This is a genomic window from Streptomyces laculatispora, from assembly GCF_017353455.1.
GTDB classification, from domain to species: Bacteria; Actinomycetota; Actinomycetes; order Streptomycetales; family Streptomycetaceae; genus Streptomyces; species Streptomyces laculatispora.
The window spans coordinates 1-23263 of record NZ_JAFMPZ010000148.1; the positions used below are offsets into that span (position 1 = coordinate 1).

Here is a 23263-nt window from a genome sequence, read left to right on the forward strand (position 1 = left end):
CGGTGCTCTGGATGGTCCGCCAGGGCCAGGCGGCCGGAGAGCTGGCGGTAACGGGCGGCGGGGCCGGGCGCCAGCAAGGGGGGGCGAGCGCGGCGGGCGGCGGGGTGCTGCTTCTGCTGGGGGCGGCGCTGATGTCGGGGCGCGCCGGCGCGCGGGCGGACCGGAACCGGCCGTACACCGCGCCGGGGTCGGCCGATCCCGACACCTGGCCGCCCACGCGGGAGCCGGGCCCTTCGCTGCAGACGAGCCCCTGGCCGGAGCCGGAGGCGGAGCCGTACGTGGGGCCCTCGCCCGCAGCGGGCCCGGACGGGCCCGACACGGCCCCGTACCCGGCCCGGCACCCGGATGACCCCGAGCCTCCGCAACGCTGAGGCCGCCCGCACCCTCACGCCCGTGCGTACCGGCGCCCGCGGCGGGCCAGGGCCCCTACGGGCGGGGCCTGTTGCCCGTTCCGGTGCCCTTCAGCGCGTCCAGGGCGTACACGCAGCGGTCCTTGCTGCACGCGTACACCACCCCGCCCTGTGCCACCGGCGAACCCGTGATCTCGCCGCCCGTGGCGAGCTTCCAGCGGAGCTGGCCGCCCGCCGCGTCCAGGGTGTAGAGCACGTGGTCGGCCGAGCCGAAGTGCACGCGGCCGTCGGCGACGACCGGTGCGCCCACCACCTCGCCGCCCGCGGCGAACCGCCACTTCGGGGTGCCGGTGACCGCATCCAGCGTGTACAGCGCGCTGCCGCTGCCGACATGGACGTTCCCCGTCGTCACCAACACCGGTTCGGTCGACTGGCGGGACTCCGTGGCGATGCGCCAGCGGTCCTTCCCGGTCGAGGCGTCCAGCGCGTACACCGTGCCGAGGTAGTCCGCGAGGTACACCCCGCCGCCGGTGACCGCCGGGCCCGGCGCGAACGCGGGCGGCGAGAGGAAGACCGCCGGCGACTCGAAGTGCCAGCGCACCCGGCCGGAGCCGATGTCCAGCGCGAGGACCCGGGTTCCCGCGCAGACGTACGCGTAGCCGTCCGGCGCGGGGGTCACCCGGAGCGGCACCCCGCCGCAGGAGGCCGCGTCGCCGACCGGGTACGACCAGCGCTCGACACCCGTACGGGCGTCGACGGCCCGCAGCCGGGCGTCCTGCCAGAGGTAGACCGTGCCGTCGTGGACGGCCGGTCCGGCCTCCGCCGTCTCGAAGTCCGTCTGCGCGCCGGTGGTCTCCCAGAGCTTCTCCCCGGTGGACGCCTCCCACGCCTGGACGCCGCCGCCCCGGGTGCCGGTGACGACCGTGCCGCGGTCGGCCTTGAGCGAGTACACCCACGCATCGGTCTGGAGCCGCCACCGCTCGGCGCCGGTGACCGCGTCCAGGGCGTAGAGCGACGGGCCGTCGGAGGCGTGGATGCGGCCCCCTTCCACGGCCATCGCCCAGGCCACGTCGCGGGTCTTGAACTGGCGCCGGCCGTTGCCGGTGTCCAGCGCGTGCACCTCGAACGAGGTGACGTACAGCAGGTCACCGACGACGACCGGCGTCCCCCACACGTCGTTCGACATCCGGAACCGCCAGGGCCGCCAGCGCTCCGGCCCGCAGGACGCGCTGTCCGGCGCGTGCGCCGGAGCGGGGACGGGGGCGGCCGGGGCCACTGCGTTCACCCCGGCGGGCGGACGCACCCAGCCGGTCGCCGGAGCCACCTCCGCGGCGGCCGAGGCGCGTACGTCCTGGGCGCGCGGACCGGGGCCGATCGGCACCTGCACACCGGACAGCCGCACCGGGCCGCCGTCGGGAGCGGCCGCGGGCGAGGTCGCGGGGGTGGCCGAGGCGGGCCGGGGGCGCAGGTCCGCGCCGCTGCGCCAGGCGGTGTCCCGGTCGGAGCCCGGCCGCCTGGCGGGCGGCGGCGGCACGGGTGCGGGAGGGGGCGCGGCGGCGACCACGCGTCCGCCGCCGCGGCGCAGCTCGATCATCTCGGTGGCGGAGGCCGGCAGCCAGGCCGACGCCGTACCGCTGTCGTCGCCGCCGGAGGCGAAGAGGTGCGGGGCGAGCTGGGACTGAAGCTCGGCCGGGGTGGGCCGGCGCGACGCGTCCATCTGCATGCAGGACTCGATCAGCGGCCGCAGATCGTCGGGCAGACCGGTGACGTCGGGGCCCTCGCGCAGCAGCATGAAGACCGTCTCGACCGGGTTGGCCCCGTGGAACGGCGCATGGCCGGTCGCGGCGAAGACGAGCGTCGAGCCGAGCGAGAAGATGTCGCTGGCCCCCGTGACGCTGCGCGAGTCCCGCGCCTGCTCGGGCGACATGTACGCGGGCGTGCCCACGGCGACGTTGGTCATGGTGAGCCGGGTGTTGGAGACGCCGGAGGCGATCCCGAAGTCGATGACCCGGGGGCCGTCCTCCACGACGAGCACGTTCGACGGCTTCATGTCGCGATGGACGAGCTTCGCACCGTGGATGGACTGGAGGGCCTCGGCGATGCCCGCGGCCAGCCAGCGCACCGCCTGGGTCGGCATCGGCCCGCACTCATTCACTATTTCCTCGAGCGAGGGTGCGGGCACATAGGCGGTGGCGAGCCAGGGCACGGCGGCGCGCGGATCGGCGTCCACCACGGCGGCCGTGTAGAAACCGCTGACCGCGCGGGCGGCCTCCACCTCACGCGTGAAGCGGACCCGGAACAGCTGGTCCTCGGCCAGTTCCGTACGTACCGTCTTGATCGCCACCCGCCGGCCCGACGCCGAGCGGGCCAGATAGACCAGCCCCATGCCGCCGGCCCCGAGCCGTCCCAGCACCTCGAACGGGCCGATCCGCCTCGGGTCGTGCTGCGTCAGCTGCTCCATCACTTACCTGCCACCCTCCCCGTACGGACCTCAGTCGACAGAGGCCCGCGAAAAACCGCCCTGTGCAGCGTCTCACCACTGGGCACCACCCGACGGTGCGCACCCCGATTGTTCCTGCCCGAGGCGCCGGTTGCGAACCCGGGGGCAGAACCGGGTGTCATGGATCACTCCGGGCGGTATCAGGACACCGGTGGCTGAAGTACGGCGAAGACGGCGCCCTGATCGTCCTGGAGCACCGCCATCCGCCCGTACGGGATGTCGAAGGGCGGTGCGGAGACCCGGCCGCCGAGCCGTACGACGGTCTCGGCCGCCTCGTCGCAGTCCGCCACGGCGAAGTAGATGAGGAAGTAGCTGGGCATCATCGCGGGGAACGCGTCGGTGATGACGCTGCGCCCGCCGACCGCGGTGTCCGGCCCGGGTTCCGTGCCGGCCGGCGACCAGATGCGGAAGTCGACGCCGGACTCGTCCGTGCCCGGAGCGCCGGAGCCGGCCTCGTCCGGATCGACGGAGCGGAAGCCGAAGACCTCCTCGTAGAAGGAGTCGACGCGTTCCTTCTGCCGGGTGTAGACCTCGGTCCAGCAGAAGGAGCCCGGCTCGTTCTGCTTCTGGAAGCCCGCGCGCTCACCCGCCTGCCACAGCCCGAAGACCGCGCCGCCGGGGTCGGCGGCCTGGGCGAGCGCCCCCAGCCGGCCGGCCCGGACCGGTTCGGTGATCACCTGCCCGCCCGCCTCCCGGACACGGGCGACGGAGTCGATGATGTCCGCGGTCGCGAAGTAGACGCCCCAGGTGGTCGGCATCCGGCCGTCCTGCTTGGCGGCGAGGGCGGCGACCAGGGCCCCGCCGCTGAGGGCGTCGGCGCGGGGGCCGTCGCCCGGCCGGAAGGTCCAGCCGAAGAGCTCACCGTAGAAGCGCTTGCCCGCTTCGAGGTCGGGGAGCTGCACATCCACCCAGCACGGCGCGGACTGCGCGAATGCGGCCATCGGCCCGGATCCTTCCGTCGCGGTGACGCTCGTCACACCCAACGTAACCGCGCGTCGCGTTGACCGCGCCCCGGACCTTCCCATGCGAACACATTTTCGATATCAAGGCCATCGAACCCCGCCGTCACGGAAAGTTATCCACGGAAGTTATCCACAGGCTGTTCATAACATTAGTCAGACTGTGGGGAACCGGGTGCGAAGCCATGGACACATGGCCGGATATCCCCTCACTCCCCCCACCCCGCCTGCGGCCCTCCCCATTTGCAGTCGGCCGAATCGCGCTCCGATCACCCGTCGGTAAGCTGACGGCATGACAGGACAAGTACGCACCGTCGACGGCCGCGTGGCCGGTCGACGCGGACAGGCGACGCGGCAGAAGCTGCTCGACTGCCTCAGCGAGATGCTCAGCTCCTCGCCGTACCGGGACGTCAAAGTCATCGACGTCGCCCGGAAGGCGGGGACTTCACCCGCGACCTTCTATCAGTACTTCCCCGACGTCGAGGGCGCCGTCCTCGAAATCGCCGAAGAGATGGCCAAGGAGGGCGCCGGCCTGACCGAACTGGTCGCCGGGCGCTCCTGGGTCGGCAAGTCGGGCTGGCAGACCGCCGAAGAACTCGTCGAGGGATTCCTCGACTTCTGGCGGCGCAACGACGCGATCCTTCGCGTGGTCGACCTCGGCGCGGCCGAGGGCGACAAGCGGTTCTACAAGATCCGCATGAAGATCCTCAACTCCGTCACCAACTCCCTTACGGATTCGGTGAAGGAGCTCCAGGCCAAGGGCAAGGTGGACAAGGACGTCAACCCCGCGGCGATGGCCGGCTCCCTGGTGGCGATGCTGGCCGCGGTCGCCTCGCACCAGAAGGGCTTCACCACCTGGGGTGTGAAGCAGGCCGAACTCCGGCCGAACCTCGCGCTGCTGGTGCATCTGGGCATCACCGGCAGGAAGCCGGTGAAGTAGCGCCCGCGCCGGACTCCCCGTACTGGGTGACGCGCGGTGATCCCGGGCGCCCCAGGTCCTGTCTCACCGACGGCGGACCACGCATGTGGTCCGCCGTCGGTGTATCCGGACGTACCGCCGCCCAGGGCCGGGCAGCCGGCACGAACCGGCGCACTCACACGGAATCGCCCCGCCGCTCCAGCCGGAACAGCCGGATCTCGCGGTCGATCCGCGCCTGGTACGCCGCGTAGGGCGGCCAGAACTTCAGCGCCGCCTCCCACACCGCCGCCCGCTCGGCACCCGCCAGCAGCCGGGCCCGTACCGGAATGTCGCGGCCCTTCCAGCTGATGACGGCCGCCTCCGGATGCGCCAGCAGGTTCGCCGTCCAGGCCGGGTGTCCCGTACGGCCGAAGTTGCTGCCGACCAGGATCCAGCTGCCCGGATCACCGTCCCCGCGCTCCGGCATACAGGCCAGCGGGGTGGTCCTGAGCTGTCCGCTGCGCGCCCCCGGCACCGTCAGGACCACCCCCGGCAGCATCTGCGCGCTGAGCAGCACCCGGCCGCGGGTGAGCCGGTGGACGGTGCGGTCCATGGCCGGTACGAGATGGGGTGCGATCCGGGCGAAGGCCCGGGTCGAGGAGACCTTCTGGACGAGGCGGACGCCGGGCGCCATCAGACCGCCACCCGATCGGCCGGTCCCGCTTCGGCCGGTCCTTGTTCGGCCGCTCCCGCCGCACCCGGACCGGGGCCGAAGAGTCCCGCCCGCCGGGCCGCGTGGTCGCGGAGCCGGTGGACCGGGCCCAGGAGCAGTTCGTCGGCGGCGGCCCGCTTGAAGTACAGGTGCGCCTCGTGCTCCCAGGTGAAGCCGATGCCCCCGTGCAGCTGCACGGCCTCGGCGGTGGTGACCCGCAGGGCCTCCAGCGCCTGGGCGAGGGCGAGCCCGCCGGCCTCCGGGTCCCAGGCCGCGTAGTAGGCCGCGGAGCGGGCCGACTGCACCCGTACGTACAGATCGGCGAGGCGGTGCTTCACGGCCTGGAAGGAGCCGATCGCACGGCCGAACTGCTCGCGCTCCCCGACGTAGGCGACCGTCCGCTCCAGCGCGCTCGCCGCCGACCCCACCGCCTCGGCGGCGAGCGCCGCGGCGGCGGCCTCGGCCGGCGCCGGTCTGCTGGGACGGCGGCTCACCTCCGCCGTTCAGGCCGGGGCCACCGCCTCACGGCACGACCTGGTGCTGCCCGTGCCCGCGTCGGCGGCGCCGGCCGTACCGGCGGGAGCCGATCTGAAGATCCGGGGACTGGGCTCCTTCATCACACCGAACAAGAGCTTCTACCGGGTGGACACGGCCCTGGTCGTCCCGCGCATCGACGCGAACGACTGGAGGCTGAGGATCCACGGCAAGGGCGTGGAACGCCCGGTGACGCTCAGTTTCAAGGACCTGTTGCGCCGCGAGATCATCGAGCGCGACATCACCCTGACCTGTGTGTCCAACGAGGTGGGCGGACCGTATGTCGGCAACGCCCGGTGGATCGGCGTGCGGCTGGCCGATCTGCTGCGCGAGGCGGGGGTGAAGCCGCCGTCCCGCGGCGGTCCCGCCAACCAGATCATCACGCGCTCGGTGGACGGCATGACCATCGGCACCCCGGTCGAGACCGTCATGGACGGACGCGACGCGATGCTGGCCCTCGGCATGAACGGTGAACCGCTGCCCTTCGACCACGGCTTCCCGGTCCGGATGGTCGTTCCCGGCCTGTACGGATACGTGTCGGCCTGCAAATGGATGAAGGACATCGAGCTCACCACGTTCGACGACTACGACGCCTACTGGGTCAAGCGGTCCTGGTCCCAGCAGGCTCCCATCAAGACCGAGTCCCGGATCGACACCCCCCGCCCGTTCGCCTCCCCGAAGCCCGGCACGATCCCGGTCGCCGGGGTCGCCTGGGCCCAGCACCGCGGGATCTCGCGGGTCGAGGTCCGGGTGGACGGCGGTCCGTGGCACCCCGCGCGGCTGGCGGCCGAGGACAGCCGGGACACCTGGCGCCAGTGGGTGTGGGAGTGGCCGGCCACCTCCGGCAACCACACCCTTGAGGTCCGCGCGACGGACCGTACCGGCGCCACCCAGACCGACCAACGGGTCGGCACGGTGCCCAACGGGGCGACCGGCTGGCACTCGGTGGTGGTCAACGTGTCCTGAGCGGACACCGCCCCCTCCCCTCCCGCGTTCCGTACGGAGCACGGCCGCCGGCTCTCACGCCCACCATCGCTCACCAAGCGTCATCATCTCGTCACCCAGATCGCCCCAGGAGAACATCATGAACGCCCTCTACGCCCGCCGCGCTGCCGTCGCCATGTCCGCGGCAGTGGTACTCCCGCTCGCCCTCACGGCCTGCTCCAGCGATTCCAAGGACAGCGCGTCCGGCTCCACCGCCACCTCGGACAAGGCATCGGCCTCCGCTTCCGCCGGCGACTCGATGAGCATGGACAAGCCCTTCGGCCCGGGCTGTGCGTCGGTACCGAAGAGCGGTTCGGGCTCCTTCGACGGCATGTCGAAGGACCCGGTCGCCACGGCCGCCTCGAACAACCCCGCGCTCTCCACCCTCGTCACCGCGGTGAAGAAGGCCGGTCTGGTCGACACCCTGAACAACGCGCAGAACATCACGGTGTTCGCCCCGACCAACGACGCCTTCGCCAAGATCCCGAAGGCCGACCTGGACAAGCTGCTGGCCGACAAGGCCGAACTGACCAAGGTGCTCACCTACCACGTGGTGGGCAAGGAACTGACGCCGAAGCAGCTGGGGAAGGGCTCCTTCGAGACACTGGAGAAGGGCAAGCTGACGACGTCCGGTTCGGACATGTCGTACACCGTGAACGACTCCTCGAAGGTCGTCTGCGGCAATGTGCCGACCTCCAACGCGACGGTCTACATCGTCGACACGGTCCTGATGCCCCCGAAGTAGCGGGCCGCGGCCGGACGATGCCCGCTCCCCCCGGCAACCTGCCGGGGGATGTGAGGACTTCGGCCCCACGCGGACACCGCCGCGTACGGATCCGCGACCGTATCCCACCCGGACCGGCCAGGGCGACCACGCCTCCCTGGCCGGTTTCGGCCATCACCAGGAACCGCGCCGGAGCACGGGGCGGTACGCGCGTACGCGAAGCGGTCGGCCTCCGTACGCTGACCGGATGAACTCCCTGAGCAGGCGGGACCGGGTGGCGGGCGCTGTGGTCGGTTCGGCGGTCGGTGACGCGCTGGGGGCGCCGTTCGAGTTCGGCCCGGCGGGCGTGTTCACGGCCCGCTTCCCGGACGGCGCCGGGACGATGTGCGGCGGCGGTGGCTGGGACCCGGGCGAGGCCACGGACGACACGCAGATGGCCGTTCTGGTCGCGGAGTCCCTGCTGGAGCGCGGCGGCCTCGATCCGCCCGACCTGTTCGACAGGTTCCGCCGGTGGGCGGCGGGCGAGCCGAAGGACATCGGCCTCCAGACGGAGGACGTACTGACCAGCGGTGACCCGTGGGACACCGCGGCGGCGCTGCACTTCCAGATCAACGGACGGGCGGCGGGCAACGGTTCACTGATGCGCGCCGCCACCTCCGCCGTGTACTTCGCCCGGCCCGGCCGGAAGGCTGACGCCGCGCGGACGGTGACCATGGACGCGGCGCGCCGGATCGCCGCCCTGACACACGGCGACCGCGCGGCGTGGGAGGGCACCGCCGTGCTGCACGAACTGATCCGGACGGCCCTGGACGGCGCCGATCCGCTCACCGCGGTCCCGGACGCCCTGGCCGCCGCGCACCCGGACCACCGCGAACGCTGGGCCACCGCCCTCGCGCCGGACTGGCGCCCGGAGGCGGCGACGGAGTTCAACGGCGCCGTGTGGCCCTGCCTGGGCACCGCGCTGTGGGCGCTGCGCACGACGCGTTCGTACGAGAGCGCCCTCGCGGCGGCGATCGACGTGGGCGGGGACACCGACACCGTGGCGGCCGTGACCGGGTCGCTGGCGGGCGCGGTGTATGGGTTCGGCGCGATCCCCCCGCGGTGGACCGGACCGCTGCACGTCCCGCTGCCGGGATACGGCGACCGGGTGCTGCGCACACCGGATCTGGTGGCCCTGGCCGAGCGGCTGAACGGCCACCGGACCGATGTGATTCCTGCCGAAATTCAGCCGTCTTGAAACTACACATAAGGCACAAATAAGAGCAGAATGGCATAGCAGGCCGCTTGTCGCACAAGGCGCATCCTGGCCTGCGGGAGCGAAGGAGACGAACCTCATGTCAAACCTCTCGCATGCCGGCCACGATCTGGCCGGACACCCCGACGCCTCCGAAATGCGCGATCGTTACGCCCGGGTGATGGGTGGCCGCGATGTGGCGCTCGTGGACGCACCGGTGTTCCTGGTCGGCCTGTACTGCGCACTCTCGCCCTGGGTGCTGCACTTCACGACGAGCCAGACCACCCTGGTGAACCACAACCTGATCATGGGTATCGCGATCGCCGTGCTGGGTCTCGGGTTCACCGTGATGCCGCAACGGATGTACGGCCTGAGCTGGGCCATGTGCGTCATGGGCGCCTGGATGATCGTCTCGCCCTGGGTGGTGGGCAGCAGCCCGGACATGGGCGTCGTACTCAACAACGTCATCATCGGCGGCCTGACGGTCCTCCTGGGGCTGGTCTGCGCAGGAGCGTCGTTGAAGAGCAGCCGGGACCGGTCGTAGAACGCGCCCGACGGCTGTGACGGCCTGCACCGTGGATCGTTCACGGTGCGGCCGTCCGCGTGCCGGGAAGCTCACGCGCGACGCACCCGGCCTCTCGGTAGGCCGGCAGGACGACCGCAACTACTCATCCCCTTCACGGGTCTTGTGGGTTGACTGCAGCGGCCGGTGCCCCCGCGGGCAGCCGGCGGCACGCCGACCTGGTGAGCGCCGTGGTCGGCGAGGCGGACTCCGACGGCATCCAGAACGCGGGCGCGCTGACCGTCGTACCCGGGACGACGACCGGGCTGGACGCGGCCCGCGCCCGGAAGCTGACCCTGGACTCGCCAGGGGTGATGGGAGTGATGGAGGGCAACGACCAGTTCGGGCGGTCGATGACGGCCGGCGACTTCGACGCGGACGGCTGCGCGGACCTGGCGGTCGGCGCGCCCGGCAAGTATCTGGCGACGGGCGCGGTGAGCGTCATCCCGGGCTCGGCGACCGGACCGACCGGGGCCGGCTCGATCCTCTTCACCCCGGAGTCGCTGGATCACCCGGCCGTGAAGGCGCGCTTCGGCTCAGCCGTCGGGGCGGCGACCACTCGCTGACGAGGGCGCGTACGGGGGCGAGTCGCGATCCGTCCGCCCGACGGCCGGCTCAAGCCCCTCCGGCATCCGGGGAACGGGGGTGCGGGGGCGGCGCCTCCGCAACCCCCGCACCCCCACGATCCGAATCGCCGCATCCGCCGTGGCCGCCGCGAACGCCCCGCAGGCTTTCCTCGGCGGGGCGGCTGCCCTCCGCGAGGAGTTCCCCCGCCAGTGCGGGCGACGGGGCGACGGTCGACTCCAGCAGCGCTGCCGGGAGATCCTGCTCGCCCGCCACGTAGTGGTACATCGTCGCCTGGCCCATACCCGCCCGTTCGGCGACGGCCCTCGTGGTGGGCGCGGCATATCCCCGCGTGGTGAACAGCGTGTGAGGAGCGGGGCCCGGGGCTGAGCCCCGGCACCATCCCCGCCTCACCCCACAGAGCTGTAGGCCACCACTCCCCGCAGCACCTCATCAACCGCCTTTCGCGCGCTCCGCCCCACCGAACTGCCCTCACGCGGCGCCGCAGCCGCCACCTGCCCCAGCACATCGATCACCTGCTTGCACCACCGCACGAAGTCCCCCGCCGGCATCTCCGCCTCGCGCAGCACCTCGTCCAGCGTCCGGCCGGACGCCCACATGTACACCGCCCAGGCGAAGCCGAGATCGGGTTCGCGCTGTCCGACCCCCTCAGCCTGGTTGATCTTGAAGTCCTCCTCCAGGGCATCGAGCCGCCCCCAGATCCGGACCATCTCGCCCATCGCGGTCTTGGCCGGCCCGGACGGCAGCTTGGGCGCCACCGCGTCATCGGACTGCCGCGCCTCGTACACCAGCGCCGAGACGCACGCGGCGAGTTCGGCAGGGTTCAGCCCCTCCCACACACCCGCCCGCAGGCACTCGCTCGCCAGCAGGTCCAGCTCGCCGTACAGCCGGGCCAGCCGCCGCCCGTGCTCGGTGACCTCGCTGCCCCGTAGGTAGTCGAGCTCGGTCAGCAGGGCCACGATCCGGTCGAAGGTCCGGGCGATCGTGTTGGTGCGCCCCTCGATACGGCGCTCCAGCTGCTGGGTGTCCCGCTGGAGCCTGTGGTAGCGCTCGGCCCACCGCGCGTGGTCCTCGCGCTCGTCGCACCCGTGGCAGGGGTGGGCGCGCAACGCGGCCCGGTAGCGGGCAATCTCGCGGTCGTCGGCGGCGACGGACCGCTCCTTGCGATGCCGGTCGGGCACGATGTGCCCGGCCTTGGTGCGCAGCGCGGACGCCAGATCGCGGCGCGACTGCGGCGAACGGGGGTTGAACGACTTCGGGACGCGCATCCGCTCCAGCGCCTCCACCGGCACCGGGAAGTCGATCGAGGCCAGCCGCTTGACCTGCCGTTCGGCCGTCAGCACCAACGGCCGTGGCCCGTCGTGGTATTCGAGCCCGCGGTGCCCGTGCCCGTTGGTCCGCCCGGCGGGCAGCCCGGGGTCCAGGACGAGCGCCAGTCCGGCGAACTTTCCGGTCGGCACATGGATGACATCGCCGGGCTTGAGCTTCTCCAGGGACGCCGCCGCCGCGGCCCGCCGCTGCGATGCGCCGTGCTTGGCGAGCTCCGTCTCCCGGTCCTTGAGGTCGCGGCGCAGCCGCGCGTACTCCTCGAAGTCACCGAGGTGGCAGGTCATGCCCTCCCGGTAGCCCTCCAGGCCCTCCTCGTTCTTCTGGACCTGGCGGGAGATCCCGACCACCGACCGGTCCGCCTGGAACTGGGCGAACGAGGTCTCCAGCAACTCCCGCGAACGGTGCCGTCCGAACTGCTGCACCAGGTTCACGGCCATGTTGTAGGAGGGCCGGAAGCTGGAGCGCAGCGGATAGGTACGCGTACCCGCGAGTCCGGCCAGTGCGCCCGGGTCCATGCCGCGCTGCCAGAGGACCACCGCGTGACCCTCGACGTCGATCCCGCGCCGCCCGGCCCGGCCGGTCAGCTGGGTGTACTCGCCGGGGGTGATGTCCGCGTGCTGCTCGCCGTTCCACTTGACGAGCTTCTCCAGGACCACGGAGCGGGCGGGCATGTTGATGCCGAGAGCCAGCGTCTCCGTCGCGAAGACCGCCTTCACGAGCCCGCGCACGAAGAGCTCCTCGACGACCTCCTTGAAGGTCGGCAGCATCCCGGCGTGGTGCGCGGCGATGCCCCGCTCCAGGCCTTCGAGCCATTCGTAGTAGCCGAGGACATGGAGGTCCTCGGTGGGGATGGACGCCGTGCGCGCCTCGACGATCTCCCGTACCAGCCGGCGCTTGTCCTCGTCGTTGAGCCGGAGTCCGGCGTGCAGGCACTGCTGCACGGAGGCCTCGCAGCCGGCCCTGCTGAAGATGAAGGTGATGGCGGGCAGCAGCCCCTCGGCGTCCAGCCGGTCGATGACCTCGGGCCTCGACGGCGTCCAGATCCGGCTCCGCTGGCGCCGCTCGCGCTCGCGGTCCGCCTCGCGCACCATCTTTCCGCGCCGGCGCTCGCGCGGGTTGTATCCGCGCTGGTTCTCCATGCGGGCGAGCCGGACCAGGTCGGGGTTGACCTCACGGCGTCCGACGCCGCGGCCGCCGTGGTCGCTCTCCTCCTCGAAGAGGTCGTACATCCGGCGGCCGGCCAGCACGTGCTGCCAGAGCGGCACCGGCCGGTGCTCGGAGACGATCACGGCGGTGTCGCCGCGGACGGTGTCCAGCCAGTCGCCGAACTCCTCGGCGTTGGACACGGTCGCCGAAAGTGACACCAGCGTCACGGATTCGGGCAGGTGGATGATCACTTCCTCCCACACCGCGCCCCGGAAGCGGTCGGAGAGGTAGTGCACCTCGTCCATCACCACATAGCCGAGGCCGACCAGTGCCTGGGAGCCCGCGTACAGCATGTTCCGCAGCACCTCGGTGGTCATGACGACCACCGGGGCATCGGCGTTGACACTGTTGTCGCCGGTGAGCAGGCCCACCTTGTCCGCGCCGTAGCGCTTGACCAGATCGGCGAACTTCTGGTTGGAAAGGGCCTTGATCGGCGTGGTGTAGAAGCACTTGCGGCCCTGTTCGAGGGCGAGGTGCACGGCGAATTCGCCGACGATCGTCTTGCCCGAGCCGGTCGGGGCCGCCACGAGCACCCCCTTGCCGGCCTCCAGCGCCCCGCAGGCCTCGATCTGATAGGGGTCCAGATCGAACTCGTACATCTCGCGGAACGGCCCGAGCGCCGTCGCCTGCTCGGCGGCTCGGATCCGGGAAGCCTGGTATCGCTCAGCTGGTGAGAGGTCCTCTGTCATCTTGTCCACGAGCCTACCCGCCGCCCCTGACAGTGAAGCGATCTTTAATTCACCGCGGCAGAACCAGCCCCGAGCACCCTGACGGCGCCCCGAACGCAGGTGGCGGTCAGCGGCAGCGCGCCGAGCGGTTCACCGTCCGCGTACGCGGTGACACCGACGGCTTCGAGCTCGATCGAGGAGACCCGGTGCACGGTGACGACGGGGTGGCCGAGATGGGTGCCCTTGTAGACCTTGGGGAACACCTTGAGCAGGGTGGTGCGGCTGCAGTCGCCGACGACGGTGACGTCGAACAGGCCGTCGTCCATGACGGCGTCCGCGCAGATCCGCATCCCGCCGCCGTACGTCGATCCGTTGCCGACGGCGATGAGCGTCGCCGCGACCTCCCGGACCGGACCGCCGTCGAGACTCATGCGGTAGGCGATGGGCCTGAACGCGGCGAGCTCGGCGAGGATCGCCAGGTCGTACTTGAACCGGCCGCCGACCCAGCGCATCCGGTTGCCGCGGTCGTTGACCCGGGAGTCGAAACCGGAGGCGAGCACGGACCCGAACCACCGGTCGCCGACCAGGCCGAGGTCGATCTCGCGGACGGCGCTCCCCTTGAGCGCCTCGGCGGCCAGCCGGCCGGCCGCGGCCGGATCCCGTATCGGCAGTCCGAGGGCGCGGGCGAAGTCGTTCCCGGTGCCGACGGCCACGACGCCGAGCGGCGTCCGGGTCCCGGCGACGGCCTGCAGGGCGAGGGACATCATCCCGTCGCCGCCGACGGCTATCAGCGCTCCGGTGCCCCCGGCCACGGCCTCGCGCGCCCGCCGCAACGCGTCGTCGGCATCCTCGCCGAGGACCGTACGAACGGAGAATCCGGCGTCCCGCAACGCGGAAGCGGCCGGCTGCGCGGCGTGCGCGCCCCGGCCGCGTCCTGCGGTGGGATTGACGAAGAGAGTGATCTCGCTGGTCACCCGGGGGACCTTACAAGGTCAGGTGATGTCGTCGTAACCGTTCGACCGCGGCGATCGTCCGCCGTCCCGTTCCCCGTCCGCCTGTTCGGGCAGGGAGGGCCGCGACGCCGACACGTTCTCCATGTCGCCGATGTCATCGGGGGTGAGATCCAGCTCCGATGCCTCGTCGTCGTCCAGCTCGGCGTCGGGGTTGTTGCGACGCCTGCGCCGGTCGTTGACGATGCAGATGCCGAGCGCGAGGAAGTAGAGCAGCACGATCGGCGCTGCCAGCGTGATCATCGTCAGCGGGTCCCCGGTGGGCGTGGCGACCGCGGAGAAGATCGTGATGCCCATGACCATGCCGCGCCACCAGCCCGCGAGCCGCTTGGCCGTGAGCACTCCGGTGAAGTTCAGCAGGACGAGCAGGAGCGGCAGCTCGAAGGCGAGACCGAAGACGATCACCATGCGCGTGACGATGTCGAGATAGTCGTCGACGGGCAGCAGGTTGGTCGTGTTGTCCGGTGTGAAGTCGAGCAGAACCGCTGCGGTCTGCGGCATCAGCACGTAGGCCAGAGCCGCGCCCACGAGGAAGAGCGGCACACCCGCGCCGACGAAGCTGAGCGCGTACCTCTTCTCGTGCTTGTGCAGACCCGGAGACAGGAACGCCCAGAGCTGGTAGAGCCAGACAGGAGTGGAGAACACCACTCCCGCCATGAGGGAGACCTTGAGCGCGATGGAGAACGGACCGACCAGACCGTTCACCGTCATCTCGGCGCAGGGCCGGCCGTTCACCTGTTTGGGCGCCCCGCCGGTGCAGCCGACCGACCCGAGGATCGGACGGATCAGGAAGTCGATCAGGTCCTTGTAGAAGAAGGCCGTGATCGACGTTATGACGATGACCGCCACGACCGCGATCAGCAGTCGGTTACGCAACTCACGCAGGTGATCAGCGAGAGGCATCCGCCCCTCGCCGTCCTTCTCCTGCTTGCGGGCAGACTTGAGCAACCCACTTCCCTCGTCTCGTGCGGCAGTGCCGGAGGATCCGTCAGCTGTCAGCTCTGGGTGGTGGGCTTCGCGTCACTCACGGGGCGGGAGCTCGTGACATCACCGGGGGCGGCCTGAATGGTGCGCGCAGCCGCGGGCTGCTGGGCCGTCTGGTCGGCGGCCGCCTCCGTCGTGGCCGCCGCCGCCGGCTCGTCGTCCTTCCGCATCGCCTTGGCCTCGCTCTTGAGGATGCGGGCCGACTTGCCCAGCGAACGGGCCATGTCAGGAAGCTTCTTGGCACCGAACAACAGCAGAACGACAGCGATGATCAGAACGATCTCGAGAGGCTTCAGATTGCCCATGATGTGCTTCCTTCTCGCTGAGGCGGCTGGAGGTGGGCTCGCTGCCCTTGGGCCGGACACGCATCCGACCAATTCGCTGGGAGCGATCGTAACCCGCAGGAGTAAACGCGAGGCAATGCCCGTGCATACTTTGGATAGCGGCCAGCACCTCCCTGCCTGGGCCGCCACCAGCAGCGTACCCCTCGAAACTGAGAAACAGGAGGCCGCGCCCTCCCCGATCGAGCAGGCCCTCTACCTCAGGGTTTCACCCGTGGCCGCGAGATCCGTGGCCGCGCGCTCCAGATCCTCGGCGGCCCGGTTGATGCGCTCGGTGGTACGCGTCACCTGGTGACCGAGGCGCTGTGCCTCGATGAAGACCTTGATGGCCAGCACGCCCAGGACGGCGATTCCGAGGAACCCCAGGGCGATGGCGAGCATGGGCCAGAACATGCGCAGAGCCTCGATGTTTCTCGTGTCCGGGTGTCCGGTGGTCCGACGTTCTGACGGCCGGTGTCCTGTGAAGGCTGGTGTGGTCTGTCTAAAGGCGGGTGTGCAGGCGCAGCGTCCGCACACCGCCGTCGGTGAGGAGCTCGACTATCCGCTCCCCCGCGGGTCTGCGGACGGCGGCGTCGCACTCGGGGCAGGTGAAGGAGTAGAACGTCGTCCGGCTGGTGGCACCGATCGCGAGCCGGATGGCGCCCGCCGCCAGCTCGAACCGTGCGCGGCAGTCCGGGCAGGCGGCCCTGAACCGTACGGACTCGGGAACGACGACGGTCGCCACGGAAGAGACATCCGACACCGCAGACAGGTTGCTCATTTCTCCTCCGCCGTCCCCTCAGGCCGGGCCGTCGTACGCGGTGAGTGCCGCTCGGGCGGCCCGCTGCGCGCTCTGTGCCAGCTCCGGCGGCGAGACGATGCGCCCCTCCCGGCCGAGCCGGAGCCCGAGGCGGCGCAGCGAGGCGGGGTCGGGCGTGCGCAGGGTGATCCGCAGACCGCCGTCGGGCAGCTCGTGGGCGCTGTCGTGCGGGTAGTACTCGGCGACCCAGCGCCCGCCGGGACCGACCTCGACCACGACCTCCGGGTCCTCGGCGGCTGGCTGGACCAGCCCCTCCGACAGATCCCGCAGCTCCAGCTCGGGCGGCGCGGCCGGCTCGTCGAGCAGCCGGATCTCGGCGACCCGGTCGAGGCGGAACGTACGCCGGTCCTCGGAGGACCGGCACCAGGCCTCCATATAGGTGTGCCCCACCGCGAAGAGCCGGATCGGGTCCACCTCGCGCTCGGTGAGCTCGTCGCGCGCGGGCGAGTAGTAGCGCAGCCAGAGCCGGCGCCGCTCGGAGATCGCCCGGTCCACATCGGCGAAGACGCCGCCCTCGGACTCGAAGGTGACCGAGAGCCGGGAGCTCGCCGCCCCCACCTCACCGGCCGCGGCCTCCAGCTTGGCGGTGGCACGCAGCAGCGCCTGCCGGTCGCTCTCGCGCAGTCCGGGCAGCGTCGCGACGGCTCGGGCGGCGACCAGCAGGGCCGTCGCCTCGTCGGCGGCGAGCCGGAGCGGCTCCGCGACATCGTCCGGGTTGTGCCACCAGATCCGGTCGCCGTCGGTGTCGATGTCCAGGAGATCGCCGCCGCGGAAGCTGGTCCCGCACATGGGCAGCACGTCGAGGTCCGAGATGAGCTCGTCCTCGGTGATCCCGAAGGCCCGCGCGACGTCCTGGACGTGGGCGCCGGGGCGCTCGCGCAGATAGGTCACCAGGGAGAGCATCCGGCGGGTCTGGTCGATGGCGTTCGTGGCCATGAATACGGTCCCCTCAGTCCTTGGCCACGGCGCGCAGCCGGTCCACCACATCGGCCCGCAGATCCGCAGGTTCCTGTACGACCACGTCCGGGCCGAACTCGACGAGCCAGGCGTCCAGACCGTGTCCGTACGGAATCTCCAACTCCTCCCACCCGTTCCCGAGTTCCCGGACCGATATCGCCCGGGCCCGGAGCGGGTAGCCGGAATCGGCCCGCAGCCTGATCAGTGCGGTGCGGGTCGCCGTCTCCCCCGCCCAGCTCTCGACGGTCTCGCGGACGGTGACGACGTCGGGCACCTCGGCGGTGAACGCGCCGGCCCTGGAGCGCACCTTGCCGGCGATCCGGGACAGCCGGAAGACCCGCTCCGCGCCCCGGCCCCGGTCCCAGCCGGCCAGATACCAGTGACCGCGCCAGCACTCCAGCGTCCACGGCTCGACCTGGCGCTGCTCGGGGCGGGCGGCATTGGCCTTGCGGTAGTCGAAGGTCACCGGCCTGCGGTCCCGGCAGGCCAGCATCAGCGGTTCGAACGCGGCCTCGTGGACGGGGATACGGGGTTCGAGGGCGCTGTGCACCTCGTACGCGTCCTCGGCCTCCGGCATCCCCGCCGCCCGCAGCTTCTGCAGGGCGCCGCTGGCCGCGCCGGCCAGCCGGGCCTGCTGCCAGACCTTGGCGGCCAGCCCGAGCGCGGCGGCCTCCTCGGCGTCCAGCGTGATCGGGGGCAGCCGGTTGCTGTCGCGACGGGCGAGATAGCCGGTGTCGCCGTCCAGGTTCTCCACGGTCTCGATGACCAGGCCGAGCTCGCGCAGATCGTCCTTGTCGCGCTCGAACATCCGGTTGAAGGCGTCGTCGGAGCCCGCCTCCAGGTAGGCCTCGATGGAACCGCGCAGTTCGCGCTTGCTGAGCGGGCGCCGGGTCCCCAGCAGACACAGCGCCAGGTTCATCAGCCGCTCGGCCTTGGCAATCGCCATCGACGCCCTTTCTGTTTTGCTCTACGACCGTCGACCGTACCGCTCCGGGGTGCCCGGACGAAAGCGAGGGCCCGCGCCTTGCGGCGCGGGCCCTCGTATCGCACACAGGTGCGGGATCAGACAGCGACCAGGTCACAGACGAAGATCAGCGTCTCGCCCGGGGCGATGGCGCCGCCGGCGCCGCGGTCACCGTACGCGAGGTGCGAGGGGATGGTCAGCTGGCGGCGGCCGCCGACCTTCATGCCCTGCACGCCCTTGTCCCAGCCCGCGATGACCTGTCCGGCACCGAGCTGGAACTTGAGCGGAGTACCGCGGTTCCAGGAGGCGTCGAACTCCTCACCGGTGGAGAAGGCCACGCCCACGTAGTGGACGGAGACGGTCTGGCCGGCCTGGGCGACCGCGCCGTCGCCTTCCCAGATTTCCTTGATCTCCAGGTCGGCCGGCGGCTCGCCACCCGGGAAGTCGATCTCGGGCTTCTCGATGCTCACTGACTTTGCTCCTCTAAATGATGAACTGGGCAACCGGGACAGTCTTACATCTTCGCCAGGATGTCCACGGCGAAGACGAGCGTCGAGTTCGCCGGGATGGACTGCTGCGCCTTGCTGCCGAAGGCCTGGTCCGGCGGGACGACGAGCAGTACACGGCTGCCGATCTTCTTCCCGATCAGGCCGTTCTTGAGTCCCTTGAGGGTGACCTGGGCCAGCGGGAAGGTCTGCGTCTTGCCCGTCGCGTAGGTGCTGTCGAACGTCTTGCCGTCCTTCCACAGCAGACCCACGTAGTTCACGACGACGCTGTCGCTCCCCTTGACGACCTCGCCCTTGGACTCCAGGACGTAGTTGGAGACCAGCTTCTTGGGCGGAGCGGACTTGCTGGGGATCTTGACGGTCGGCGCCTTGCCGTCCGTGTTCGTGCCCACCTTCGGCAGGTCGACGTTGTCCTGGGCGACCTCGGTGCCCTTGGCGGACGCCGGGATCTGCTTCGCCTTCAGGATGTCGACGACGAAGACGAGGGTGGCGTTCGCCTTGATGTCGCCCTGGCCCTGCGCGCCGTAACCGAGGTCCGGCGGGATGACCAGCTGGACCCTGCTGCCGACCTTCTGGCCGACGAGGCCCTTGTCCCAGCCCTGGATGACCATGCCGGCGCCGAGCGTCAGGTCGAACGGCTGCTTGCGGTCGAAGCTGTTGTCGAACGGCTTGGTGGAGTCCCAGGCCTGCCCGAGGTAGTTGACCTGGATCGCGTCGCCGTTCTTGAGCTTCGCGCCGTCACCCTCACTGACAACGTTGGTCTTCAGCTCCTTGGGCGGCGTTCCCGTGCCCTTGGCCAGGGTGGGCTTCTCGCCGAACTTCGCGCCCGCGGTGATTGCGGGGAATCCGTCCTTGGAGGGGGCGGACGCGGAGGCGGAAGCGGAGGCGGAGCCCTTGTCGTCGCTGCCGCAGGCCGCTGACAGCAGCAGCAGGGGGACGACTAGAAGGCCGGCAAGTCGGCGCACTGGTTCCTCAGATCTCAGACGACACATGTGTTGGTTCGTGTCCGCAAAGTATCGCCGCCCGCCCGAAGGGCGGGGCCCGCGGCGTTCGGTGCGTGCTCCCGCAAGACGCCAAAGCGCCCTTGCAGCGGAGCTACTCGGGCACTTCGGCGACACCGCGGGAGTGCGTGCCGGAGGTCGCGGGCCTGACGTGACTTGTGCGGGCACGACCCTGGGGGGTCCCCGACACTCTAGGGCGTGCGCAGGGCCCCGTACGAGGAACGTACGGGGCCCGAGTCGCGCCGGGGTCTGTCGACAGGCCCTGGGAGCCGGAGCACTTCCTGCGCCGGCTCACATACCCGCGATCAGCTTCTCCACTCGGTCGTCCACGGAACGGAACGGGTCCTTGCACAGCACCGTCCGCTGCGCCTGGTCGTTGAGCTTCAGGTGGACCCAGTCGACGGTGAAGTCCCGCCGCTGCTCCTGGGCCCGCCGGATGAAGTCGCCGCGCAGCCGCGCCCTGGTGGTCTGCGGGGGCACCGACTTGCCCTCGAAGATCTTCAGGTCGTTGCAGATGCGGGCCGCCTGACCCTTGCGCTCAAGGAGGTAGTACAGACCGCGGCGGCGATGGATGTCGTGGTAGGCGAGGTCTATCTGAGCGACCCGCGGATTCGACATGGTCATGTTGTGCTTGGCCCGGTAGCGCTCGATGAGCTTGTACTTCATGACCCAGTCGATCTCGGTACCGATCCGGTCGAGGTCCTCGGCCTCGATCGCGTCGAGCGTACGGCCCCACAGTTCGAGGACCTTCTCGACGTTGCCCGTACGGATGCCGCGGCGGTCGACGAAGTCCACGGCCTTCTCGTAGTACTCGCGCTGCACCTCGATGGCGGATGCCTCGCGGCCACTGGCGAGGCGCACCTTGCGCTGCCCCGTGATGTCGTGACTGACCTCCCGGATCGCCCGGATGGGGTTCTCCAGGGTCAGATCCCGCATCACCGTGCCCGCCTCGATCATGCGGAGCACCAGGTCGGTCGCGCCGACCTTGAGCAGCATGGTCGTCTCGGACATGTTGGAGTCGCCGACGATGACGTGGAGGCGGCGGTACCGCTCGGCGTCCGCGTGCGGTTCGTCCCTGGTGTTGATGATCGGACGCGAGCGTGTCGTCGCGGAACTGACGCCCTCCCAGATGTGCTCGGCACGCTGGCTGACGCAGTAGACGGCGCCCCGCGGGGTCTGCAGCACCTTGCCGGCACCGCAGATCAGCTGCCTCGTGACGAGGAAGGGAATGAGGATGTCCGCGAGCCGGGAGAATTCTCCGTGCCGGGCCACGAGGTAGTTCTCATGACATCCGTAGGAGTTTCCAGCCGAGTCGGTGTTGTTCTTGAAGAGATAGACGTCGCCCGCGATTCCCTCCTCGTGCAGACGGCGTTCGGCGTCGACAAGCAGGCCTTCGAGAATGCGCTCGCCGGCCTTGTCGTGAGTGACCAGCTCGGTCAGATTGTCGCATTCGGGGGTTGCATATTCCGGATGCGATCCCACGTCGAGGTAGAGGCGGGCGCCGTTCCGCAGAAAGACATTGCTGCTGCGGCCCCATGACACAACACGGCGGAAGAGGTAGCGCGCCACTTCATCAGGAGACAGTCGGCGCTGTCCCCTGAACGTGCACGTGACGCCGTACTCGTTCTCCAGCCCGAAAATGCGGCGGTCCATGACTGAACATTACGCCTGATGGCCCGAGCTGAAACCGGGTTCGACGGCACCGTTTCGATCATTTTCCGATCCTCGCACCGCAACAGCGCTATGCCCGGGAGCTGCGAGGACCCTTCCGGTGGCCAGCAGAACCAGCAGCGCCGCCACTCCACCGGCCCCCGCGACGGCGAAGCTCCACGCCGTCCCGCCCAGTTCCACGGCCGGGCCCGCCACGGCCGTCCCGGCCGCCGCGCCCACCCCGAACGTCGTCACGAGCCAGGAGAACGCCTCCGTCACCGTGCCCCTCGGGGCGTGCCGGTCGACGACGATGAACGAGCAGGCGATCGCGGGCGCCAGGAACACCCCGGCGACGCCGGCCAGCACGGTCATCGCCACCACGCCGGGGGTCAGCGTCAGCGGCAGGTAGCCGAGCGCGAGCAGCGCCACGATCACCCGCAGCCGGCGCTCGGGCGGCCCCGACCACTGCCGCGCCCCGTACACCGCGCCGCCGATCAGCGCGCCGAGCCCCAGGGCGGCCATCAGCCAGCCGTAGACGGACTCCCGGCCCTGGTCGTCGGCGTACGCCACGCCCGCCACCGTGATGGAGCCCAGCGCCAGTCCGACGAAGAAGAAGGAGCCGAGCAGGGCCAGCAGCCCCGGTGAGCGGAGCGCGCCCAGCCAGTGCGCCTCGCGCGGCGCGGAACGCCAGGTCCTGGACGGTTCGGACAGGACGACCGAGAGCGCCCCCAGGACCCCTATCGCGTTGATGACGAGCAGCGCGGCGGCGGGCGACCAGAGGGAGACCAGCAGGGTCACCAGCAGCGGCCCCACCGTGAACATGACCTCCTGGGCGACCGCGTCCATGGCGTACGCCCGGTGCACCCGGTCCTCGCTGCCGAGGACGGTCGGCCACAGGGCCCGCAGCCCGCCCTCCAGGGGCGGCGTGGCCACCCCCGCGAGGGCCACGGCCCCATAGGCGAGCGGCAGCGACCCGAAGCCCGCCACGGCGAGCAGGGCCATGCCGAGTGCGGACAGGACGGCGGCGGGCAGCTGGACGCGCGGCTGGCCGTGCAGGTCCACGGCGCGGCCCAGCAGGGGCTGTCCGACCGCGGTGCCCAGCCCGTACACCGCGGCGAGCGCGCCCGCGAGGGCGTAGCTGCCGCCCTCCGCACGGGTGAACAGCACGATCGCGATGGGTGCGGTGCCGTTCGGCAGCCGCCCCACGAGGGTGCCCGTCAGCAGCCGGGCGGCGTGCCGCGCCCGGAGGATGTCCAGATATCCCGCGGCCATGTCCCGCCCCTCTCCCTGGGAAGCCTTTCCGGCCACCCGAGGTTTTACGTATAACGCCGGGTTCATACGTACCATGTGGCCAGTCCGCAGGTCCACCTCACGGCGCCTGCCCCGACCGGCCCGGAGGCCCGAGTGACCAGCCCAGCACAGCCCGCCCCGTCTCGGCCCACCAGCCGTGACGTGGCACGGGCCGCCGGCGTCTCCCAGGCCACCGTCTCGCTGGTCCTCGGTGACAAGTGGCGCGGCCGGGTCTCCGAGGCCACCGCGGACCGCGTGCGGGAGGCCGCCCACGGCATCGGCTACCGGCCGAATCTCGCCGCCCGCAATCTGCGCCTGGGCCGCACCAGGACCGCCCTGCTGGTCGTCCCGGCCCTCACCAACGAGTTCTTCGCCCGGGTGTACACCGGGGCCGCCGCGGTAGCCGCGGAACACGGCTTCGGTGTCGTCCTCTACCCCTCGCCCGACGGCACCGGCCCCGCCCGGGACCCCTTCGCCTCGGCCCGCACGGCACTCGACGAGGCGATCACCCCGTCG

At 71.0% G+C, this 23263-nt stretch carries 21 protein-coding genes and 4 pseudogenes; 8 read left to right on the forward strand and 17 right to left on the reverse strand.

What is annotated here, in order from left to right; all coding sequences use genetic code 11:
* Positions 1–371: pseudogene (locus J1C73_RS08845) on the forward strand (hypothetical protein); the annotation flags it as partial.
* 55 nt (positions 372–426) lie between these two features.
* On the opposite strand, the gene afsK reads toward J1C73_RS08845, so the two are convergent.
* Complete coding sequence (afsK, locus tag J1C73_RS08850) at positions 427–2811, reverse strand: protein serine/threonine kinase AfsK (RefSeq protein WP_207315849.1); 2385 nt, start codon at positions 2809–2811, stop codon at positions 427–429.
* A 179-nt stretch (positions 2812–2990) separates the two neighbouring features.
* The gene (locus tag J1C73_RS08855; RefSeq protein WP_207315850.1) at positions 2991–3791 is read right to left on the reverse strand and encodes a VOC family protein; all 801 of its coding nucleotides are present in this window, start codon (positions 3789–3791) and stop codon (positions 2991–2993) included.
* A 310-nt stretch (positions 3792–4101) separates the two neighbouring features.
* Between J1C73_RS08855 and J1C73_RS08860 the strand changes: the two genes are divergently transcribed.
* Positions 4102–4749 carry a TetR family transcriptional regulator gene (locus J1C73_RS08860; protein WP_207315851.1) on the forward strand — a complete coding sequence of 216 codons (648 nt, stop codon included), beginning with the start codon at positions 4102–4104 and terminating at the stop codon, positions 4747–4749.
* A 154-nt stretch (positions 4750–4903) separates the two neighbouring features.
* On the opposite strand, the gene J1C73_RS08865 is transcribed toward J1C73_RS08860, so the two are convergent.
* Together J1C73_RS08865 and J1C73_RS08870 are read right to left on the reverse strand one after the other, a co-directional pair.
* Positions 4904–5401, reverse strand: coding sequence for a nitroreductase family deazaflavin-dependent oxidoreductase (locus tag J1C73_RS08865; protein ID WP_123460957.1), 498 nt, complete (start codon positions 5399–5401; stop codon positions 4904–4906).
* Positions 5401–5883: pseudogene (locus tag J1C73_RS08870) on the reverse strand (acyl-CoA dehydrogenase family protein); the annotation flags it as partial. The pseudogene J1C73_RS08870 and the gene J1C73_RS08865, both read right to left, overlap by 1 nt.
* On the opposite strand from J1C73_RS08870, the pseudogene J1C73_RS08875 reads away from it, so the two are divergent.
* The 5 genes and pseudogenes from J1C73_RS08875 to J1C73_RS08895 all read left to right on the forward strand — a co-directional run.
* A pseudogene (locus J1C73_RS08875) lies at positions 5855–6919 on the forward strand (molybdopterin-dependent oxidoreductase); the annotation flags it as partial. The pseudogenes J1C73_RS08870 and J1C73_RS08875 overlap by 29 nt on opposite strands.
* 118 nt (positions 6920–7037) lie before the next feature.
* Positions 7038–7682 (forward strand): fasciclin domain-containing protein, encoded by a 645-nt coding sequence (locus J1C73_RS08880; protein ID WP_207315852.1) that lies wholly within the window; start codon positions 7038–7040, stop codon positions 7680–7682.
* 226 nt (positions 7683–7908) lie between these two features.
* On the forward strand, positions 7909–8898 hold the full coding sequence (locus J1C73_RS08885; protein ID WP_207315853.1) for an ADP-ribosylglycohydrolase family protein: 990 nt from the start codon (positions 7909–7911) through the stop codon (positions 8896–8898).
* Between the two features lie 97 nt (positions 8899–8995).
* Positions 8996–9439 (forward strand): SPW repeat protein, encoded by a 444-nt coding sequence (locus tag J1C73_RS08890; protein WP_185095653.1) that lies wholly within the window; start codon positions 8996–8998, stop codon positions 9437–9439.
* A gap of 149 nt (positions 9440–9588) precedes the next feature.
* A complete protein-coding gene (locus J1C73_RS08895; protein WP_207315854.1) occupies positions 9589–10023 on the forward strand; it encodes an FG-GAP repeat protein in 435 nt (144 codons plus the stop codon).
* Positions 10024–10183: 160 nt separating this feature from the next.
* Here J1C73_RS08895 and J1C73_RS34620 read toward each other — a convergent pair.
* The 13 genes and pseudogenes from J1C73_RS34620 to J1C73_RS08960 form a co-directional block, all read right to left on the reverse strand.
* Positions 10184–10384 (reverse strand): annotated as a pseudogene (locus J1C73_RS34620) (helix-turn-helix domain-containing protein); the annotation flags it as partial.
* A 47-nt stretch (positions 10385–10431) separates the two neighbouring features.
* Positions 10432–13266, reverse strand: coding sequence for a DEAD/DEAH box helicase (locus tag J1C73_RS08905; RefSeq protein WP_207315862.1), 2835 nt, complete (start codon positions 13264–13266; stop codon positions 10432–10434).
* A gap of 44 nt (positions 13267–13310) precedes the next feature.
* Positions 13311–14219 (reverse strand): diacylglycerol kinase, encoded by a 909-nt coding sequence (locus J1C73_RS08910; RefSeq protein WP_207315856.1) that lies wholly within the window; start codon positions 14217–14219, stop codon positions 13311–13313.
* A gap of 18 nt (positions 14220–14237) precedes the next feature.
* A complete protein-coding gene (gene tatC, locus J1C73_RS08915) occupies positions 14238–15203 on the reverse strand; it encodes a twin-arginine translocase subunit TatC (RefSeq protein ID WP_207315857.1) in 966 nt (321 codons plus the stop codon).
* 47 nt (positions 15204–15250) lie between these two features.
* Positions 15251–15547 carry a Sec-independent protein translocase subunit TatA gene (gene tatA, locus J1C73_RS08920; protein WP_123469763.1) on the reverse strand — a complete coding sequence of 99 codons (297 nt, stop codon included), beginning with the start codon at positions 15545–15547 and terminating at the stop codon, positions 15251–15253.
* 228 nt (positions 15548–15775) lie between these two features.
* Positions 15776–15973, reverse strand: coding sequence for a hypothetical protein (locus tag J1C73_RS08925; RefSeq protein ID WP_123468657.1), 198 nt, complete (start codon positions 15971–15973; stop codon positions 15776–15778).
* Positions 15974–16061: 88 nt separating this feature from the next.
* Entirely contained in the window at positions 16062–16340 is a 279-nt protein-coding gene (locus J1C73_RS08930; protein ID WP_207315858.1) for a hypothetical protein, read from the reverse strand.
* An 18-nt stretch (positions 16341–16358) separates the two neighbouring features.
* Positions 16359–17315: a helix-turn-helix transcriptional regulator gene (locus tag J1C73_RS08935; RefSeq protein WP_123468662.1), complete on the reverse strand. Its 957-nt coding sequence runs from the start codon at positions 17313–17315 to the stop codon at positions 16359–16361.
* A gap of 13 nt (positions 17316–17328) precedes the next feature.
* Positions 17329–18282, reverse strand: coding sequence for a helix-turn-helix transcriptional regulator (locus tag J1C73_RS08940; RefSeq protein WP_123468663.1), 954 nt, complete (start codon positions 18280–18282; stop codon positions 17329–17331).
* 116 nt (positions 18283–18398) lie between these two features.
* Positions 18399–18770 (reverse strand): FKBP-type peptidyl-prolyl cis-trans isomerase, encoded by a 372-nt coding sequence (locus J1C73_RS08945; protein WP_123468665.1) that lies wholly within the window; start codon positions 18768–18770, stop codon positions 18399–18401.
* A gap of 44 nt (positions 18771–18814) precedes the next feature.
* Positions 18815–19771, reverse strand: coding sequence for an FKBP-type peptidyl-prolyl cis-trans isomerase (locus tag J1C73_RS08950; RefSeq protein ID WP_207315859.1), 957 nt, complete (start codon positions 19769–19771; stop codon positions 18815–18817).
* A 327-nt stretch (positions 19772–20098) separates the two neighbouring features.
* Positions 20099–21460, reverse strand: coding sequence for a Pup--protein ligase (pafA, locus tag J1C73_RS08955; protein ID WP_123468669.1), 1362 nt, complete (start codon positions 21458–21460; stop codon positions 20099–20101).
* Between the two features lie 9 nt (positions 21461–21469).
* The gene (locus J1C73_RS08960) at positions 21470–22729 is read right to left on the reverse strand and encodes an MFS transporter (RefSeq protein WP_207315860.1); all 1260 of its coding nucleotides are present in this window, start codon (positions 22727–22729) and stop codon (positions 21470–21472) included.
* A gap of 132 nt (positions 22730–22861) precedes the next feature.
* Here J1C73_RS08960 and J1C73_RS08965 point away from each other — a divergent pair.
* A partial coding sequence (locus J1C73_RS08965; protein WP_207315861.1) for a LacI family DNA-binding transcriptional regulator occupies positions 22862–23263 on the forward strand: 402 nt, incomplete at its 3' end.

What these genes read in the sequence shown, in the direction of transcription:
- afsK (WP_207315849.1), bottom strand. Translation starts at nt 2,811, where the DNA reads ATGGAGCAGCTGACGCAGCACGACCCGAGGCGGATCGGCCCGTTCGAG.
- J1C73_RS08855 (WP_207315850.1), bottom strand. Translation starts at nt 3,791, where the DNA reads ATGGCCGCATTCGCGCAGTCCGCGCCGTGCTGGGTGGATGTGCAGCTC.
- J1C73_RS08860 (WP_207315851.1), top strand. Translation starts at nt 4,102, where the DNA reads ATGACAGGACAAGTACGCACCGTCGACGGCCGCGTGGCCGGTCGACGC.
- J1C73_RS08865 (WP_123460957.1), bottom strand. Translation starts at nt 5,401, where the DNA reads ATGGCGCCCGGCGTCCGCCTCGTCCAGAAGGTCTCCTCGACCCGGGCC.
- J1C73_RS08880 (WP_207315852.1), top strand. Translation starts at nt 7,038, where the DNA reads ATGAACGCCCTCTACGCCCGCCGCGCTGCCGTCGCCATGTCCGCGGCA.
- J1C73_RS08885 (WP_207315853.1), top strand. Translation starts at nt 7,909, where the DNA reads ATGAACTCCCTGAGCAGGCGGGACCGGGTGGCGGGCGCTGTGGTCGGT.
- J1C73_RS08890 (WP_185095653.1), top strand. Translation starts at nt 8,996, where the DNA reads ATGTCAAACCTCTCGCATGCCGGCCACGATCTGGCCGGACACCCCGAC.
- J1C73_RS08905 (WP_207315862.1), bottom strand. Translation starts at nt 13,266, where the DNA reads ATGACAGAGGACCTCTCACCAGCTGAGCGATACCAGGCTTCCCGGATC.
- J1C73_RS08925 (WP_123468657.1), bottom strand. Translation starts at nt 15,973, where the DNA reads ATGTTCTGGCCCATGCTCGCCATCGCCCTGGGGTTCCTCGGAATCGCC.
- J1C73_RS08930 (WP_207315858.1), bottom strand. Translation starts at nt 16,340, where the DNA reads ATGAGCAACCTGTCTGCGGTGTCGGATGTCTCTTCCGTGGCGACCGTC.
- J1C73_RS08935 (WP_123468662.1), bottom strand. Translation starts at nt 17,315, where the DNA reads ATGGCCACGAACGCCATCGACCAGACCCGCCGGATGCTCTCCCTGGTG.
- J1C73_RS08940 (WP_123468663.1), bottom strand. Translation starts at nt 18,282, where the DNA reads ATGGCGATTGCCAAGGCCGAGCGGCTGATGAACCTGGCGCTGTGTCTG.
- pafA (WP_123468669.1), bottom strand. Translation starts at nt 21,460, where the DNA reads ATGGACCGCCGCATTTTCGGGCTGGAGAACGAGTACGGCGTCACGTGC.
- J1C73_RS08960 (WP_207315860.1), bottom strand. Translation starts at nt 22,729, where the DNA reads ATGGCCGCGGGATATCTGGACATCCTCCGGGCGCGGCACGCCGCCCGG.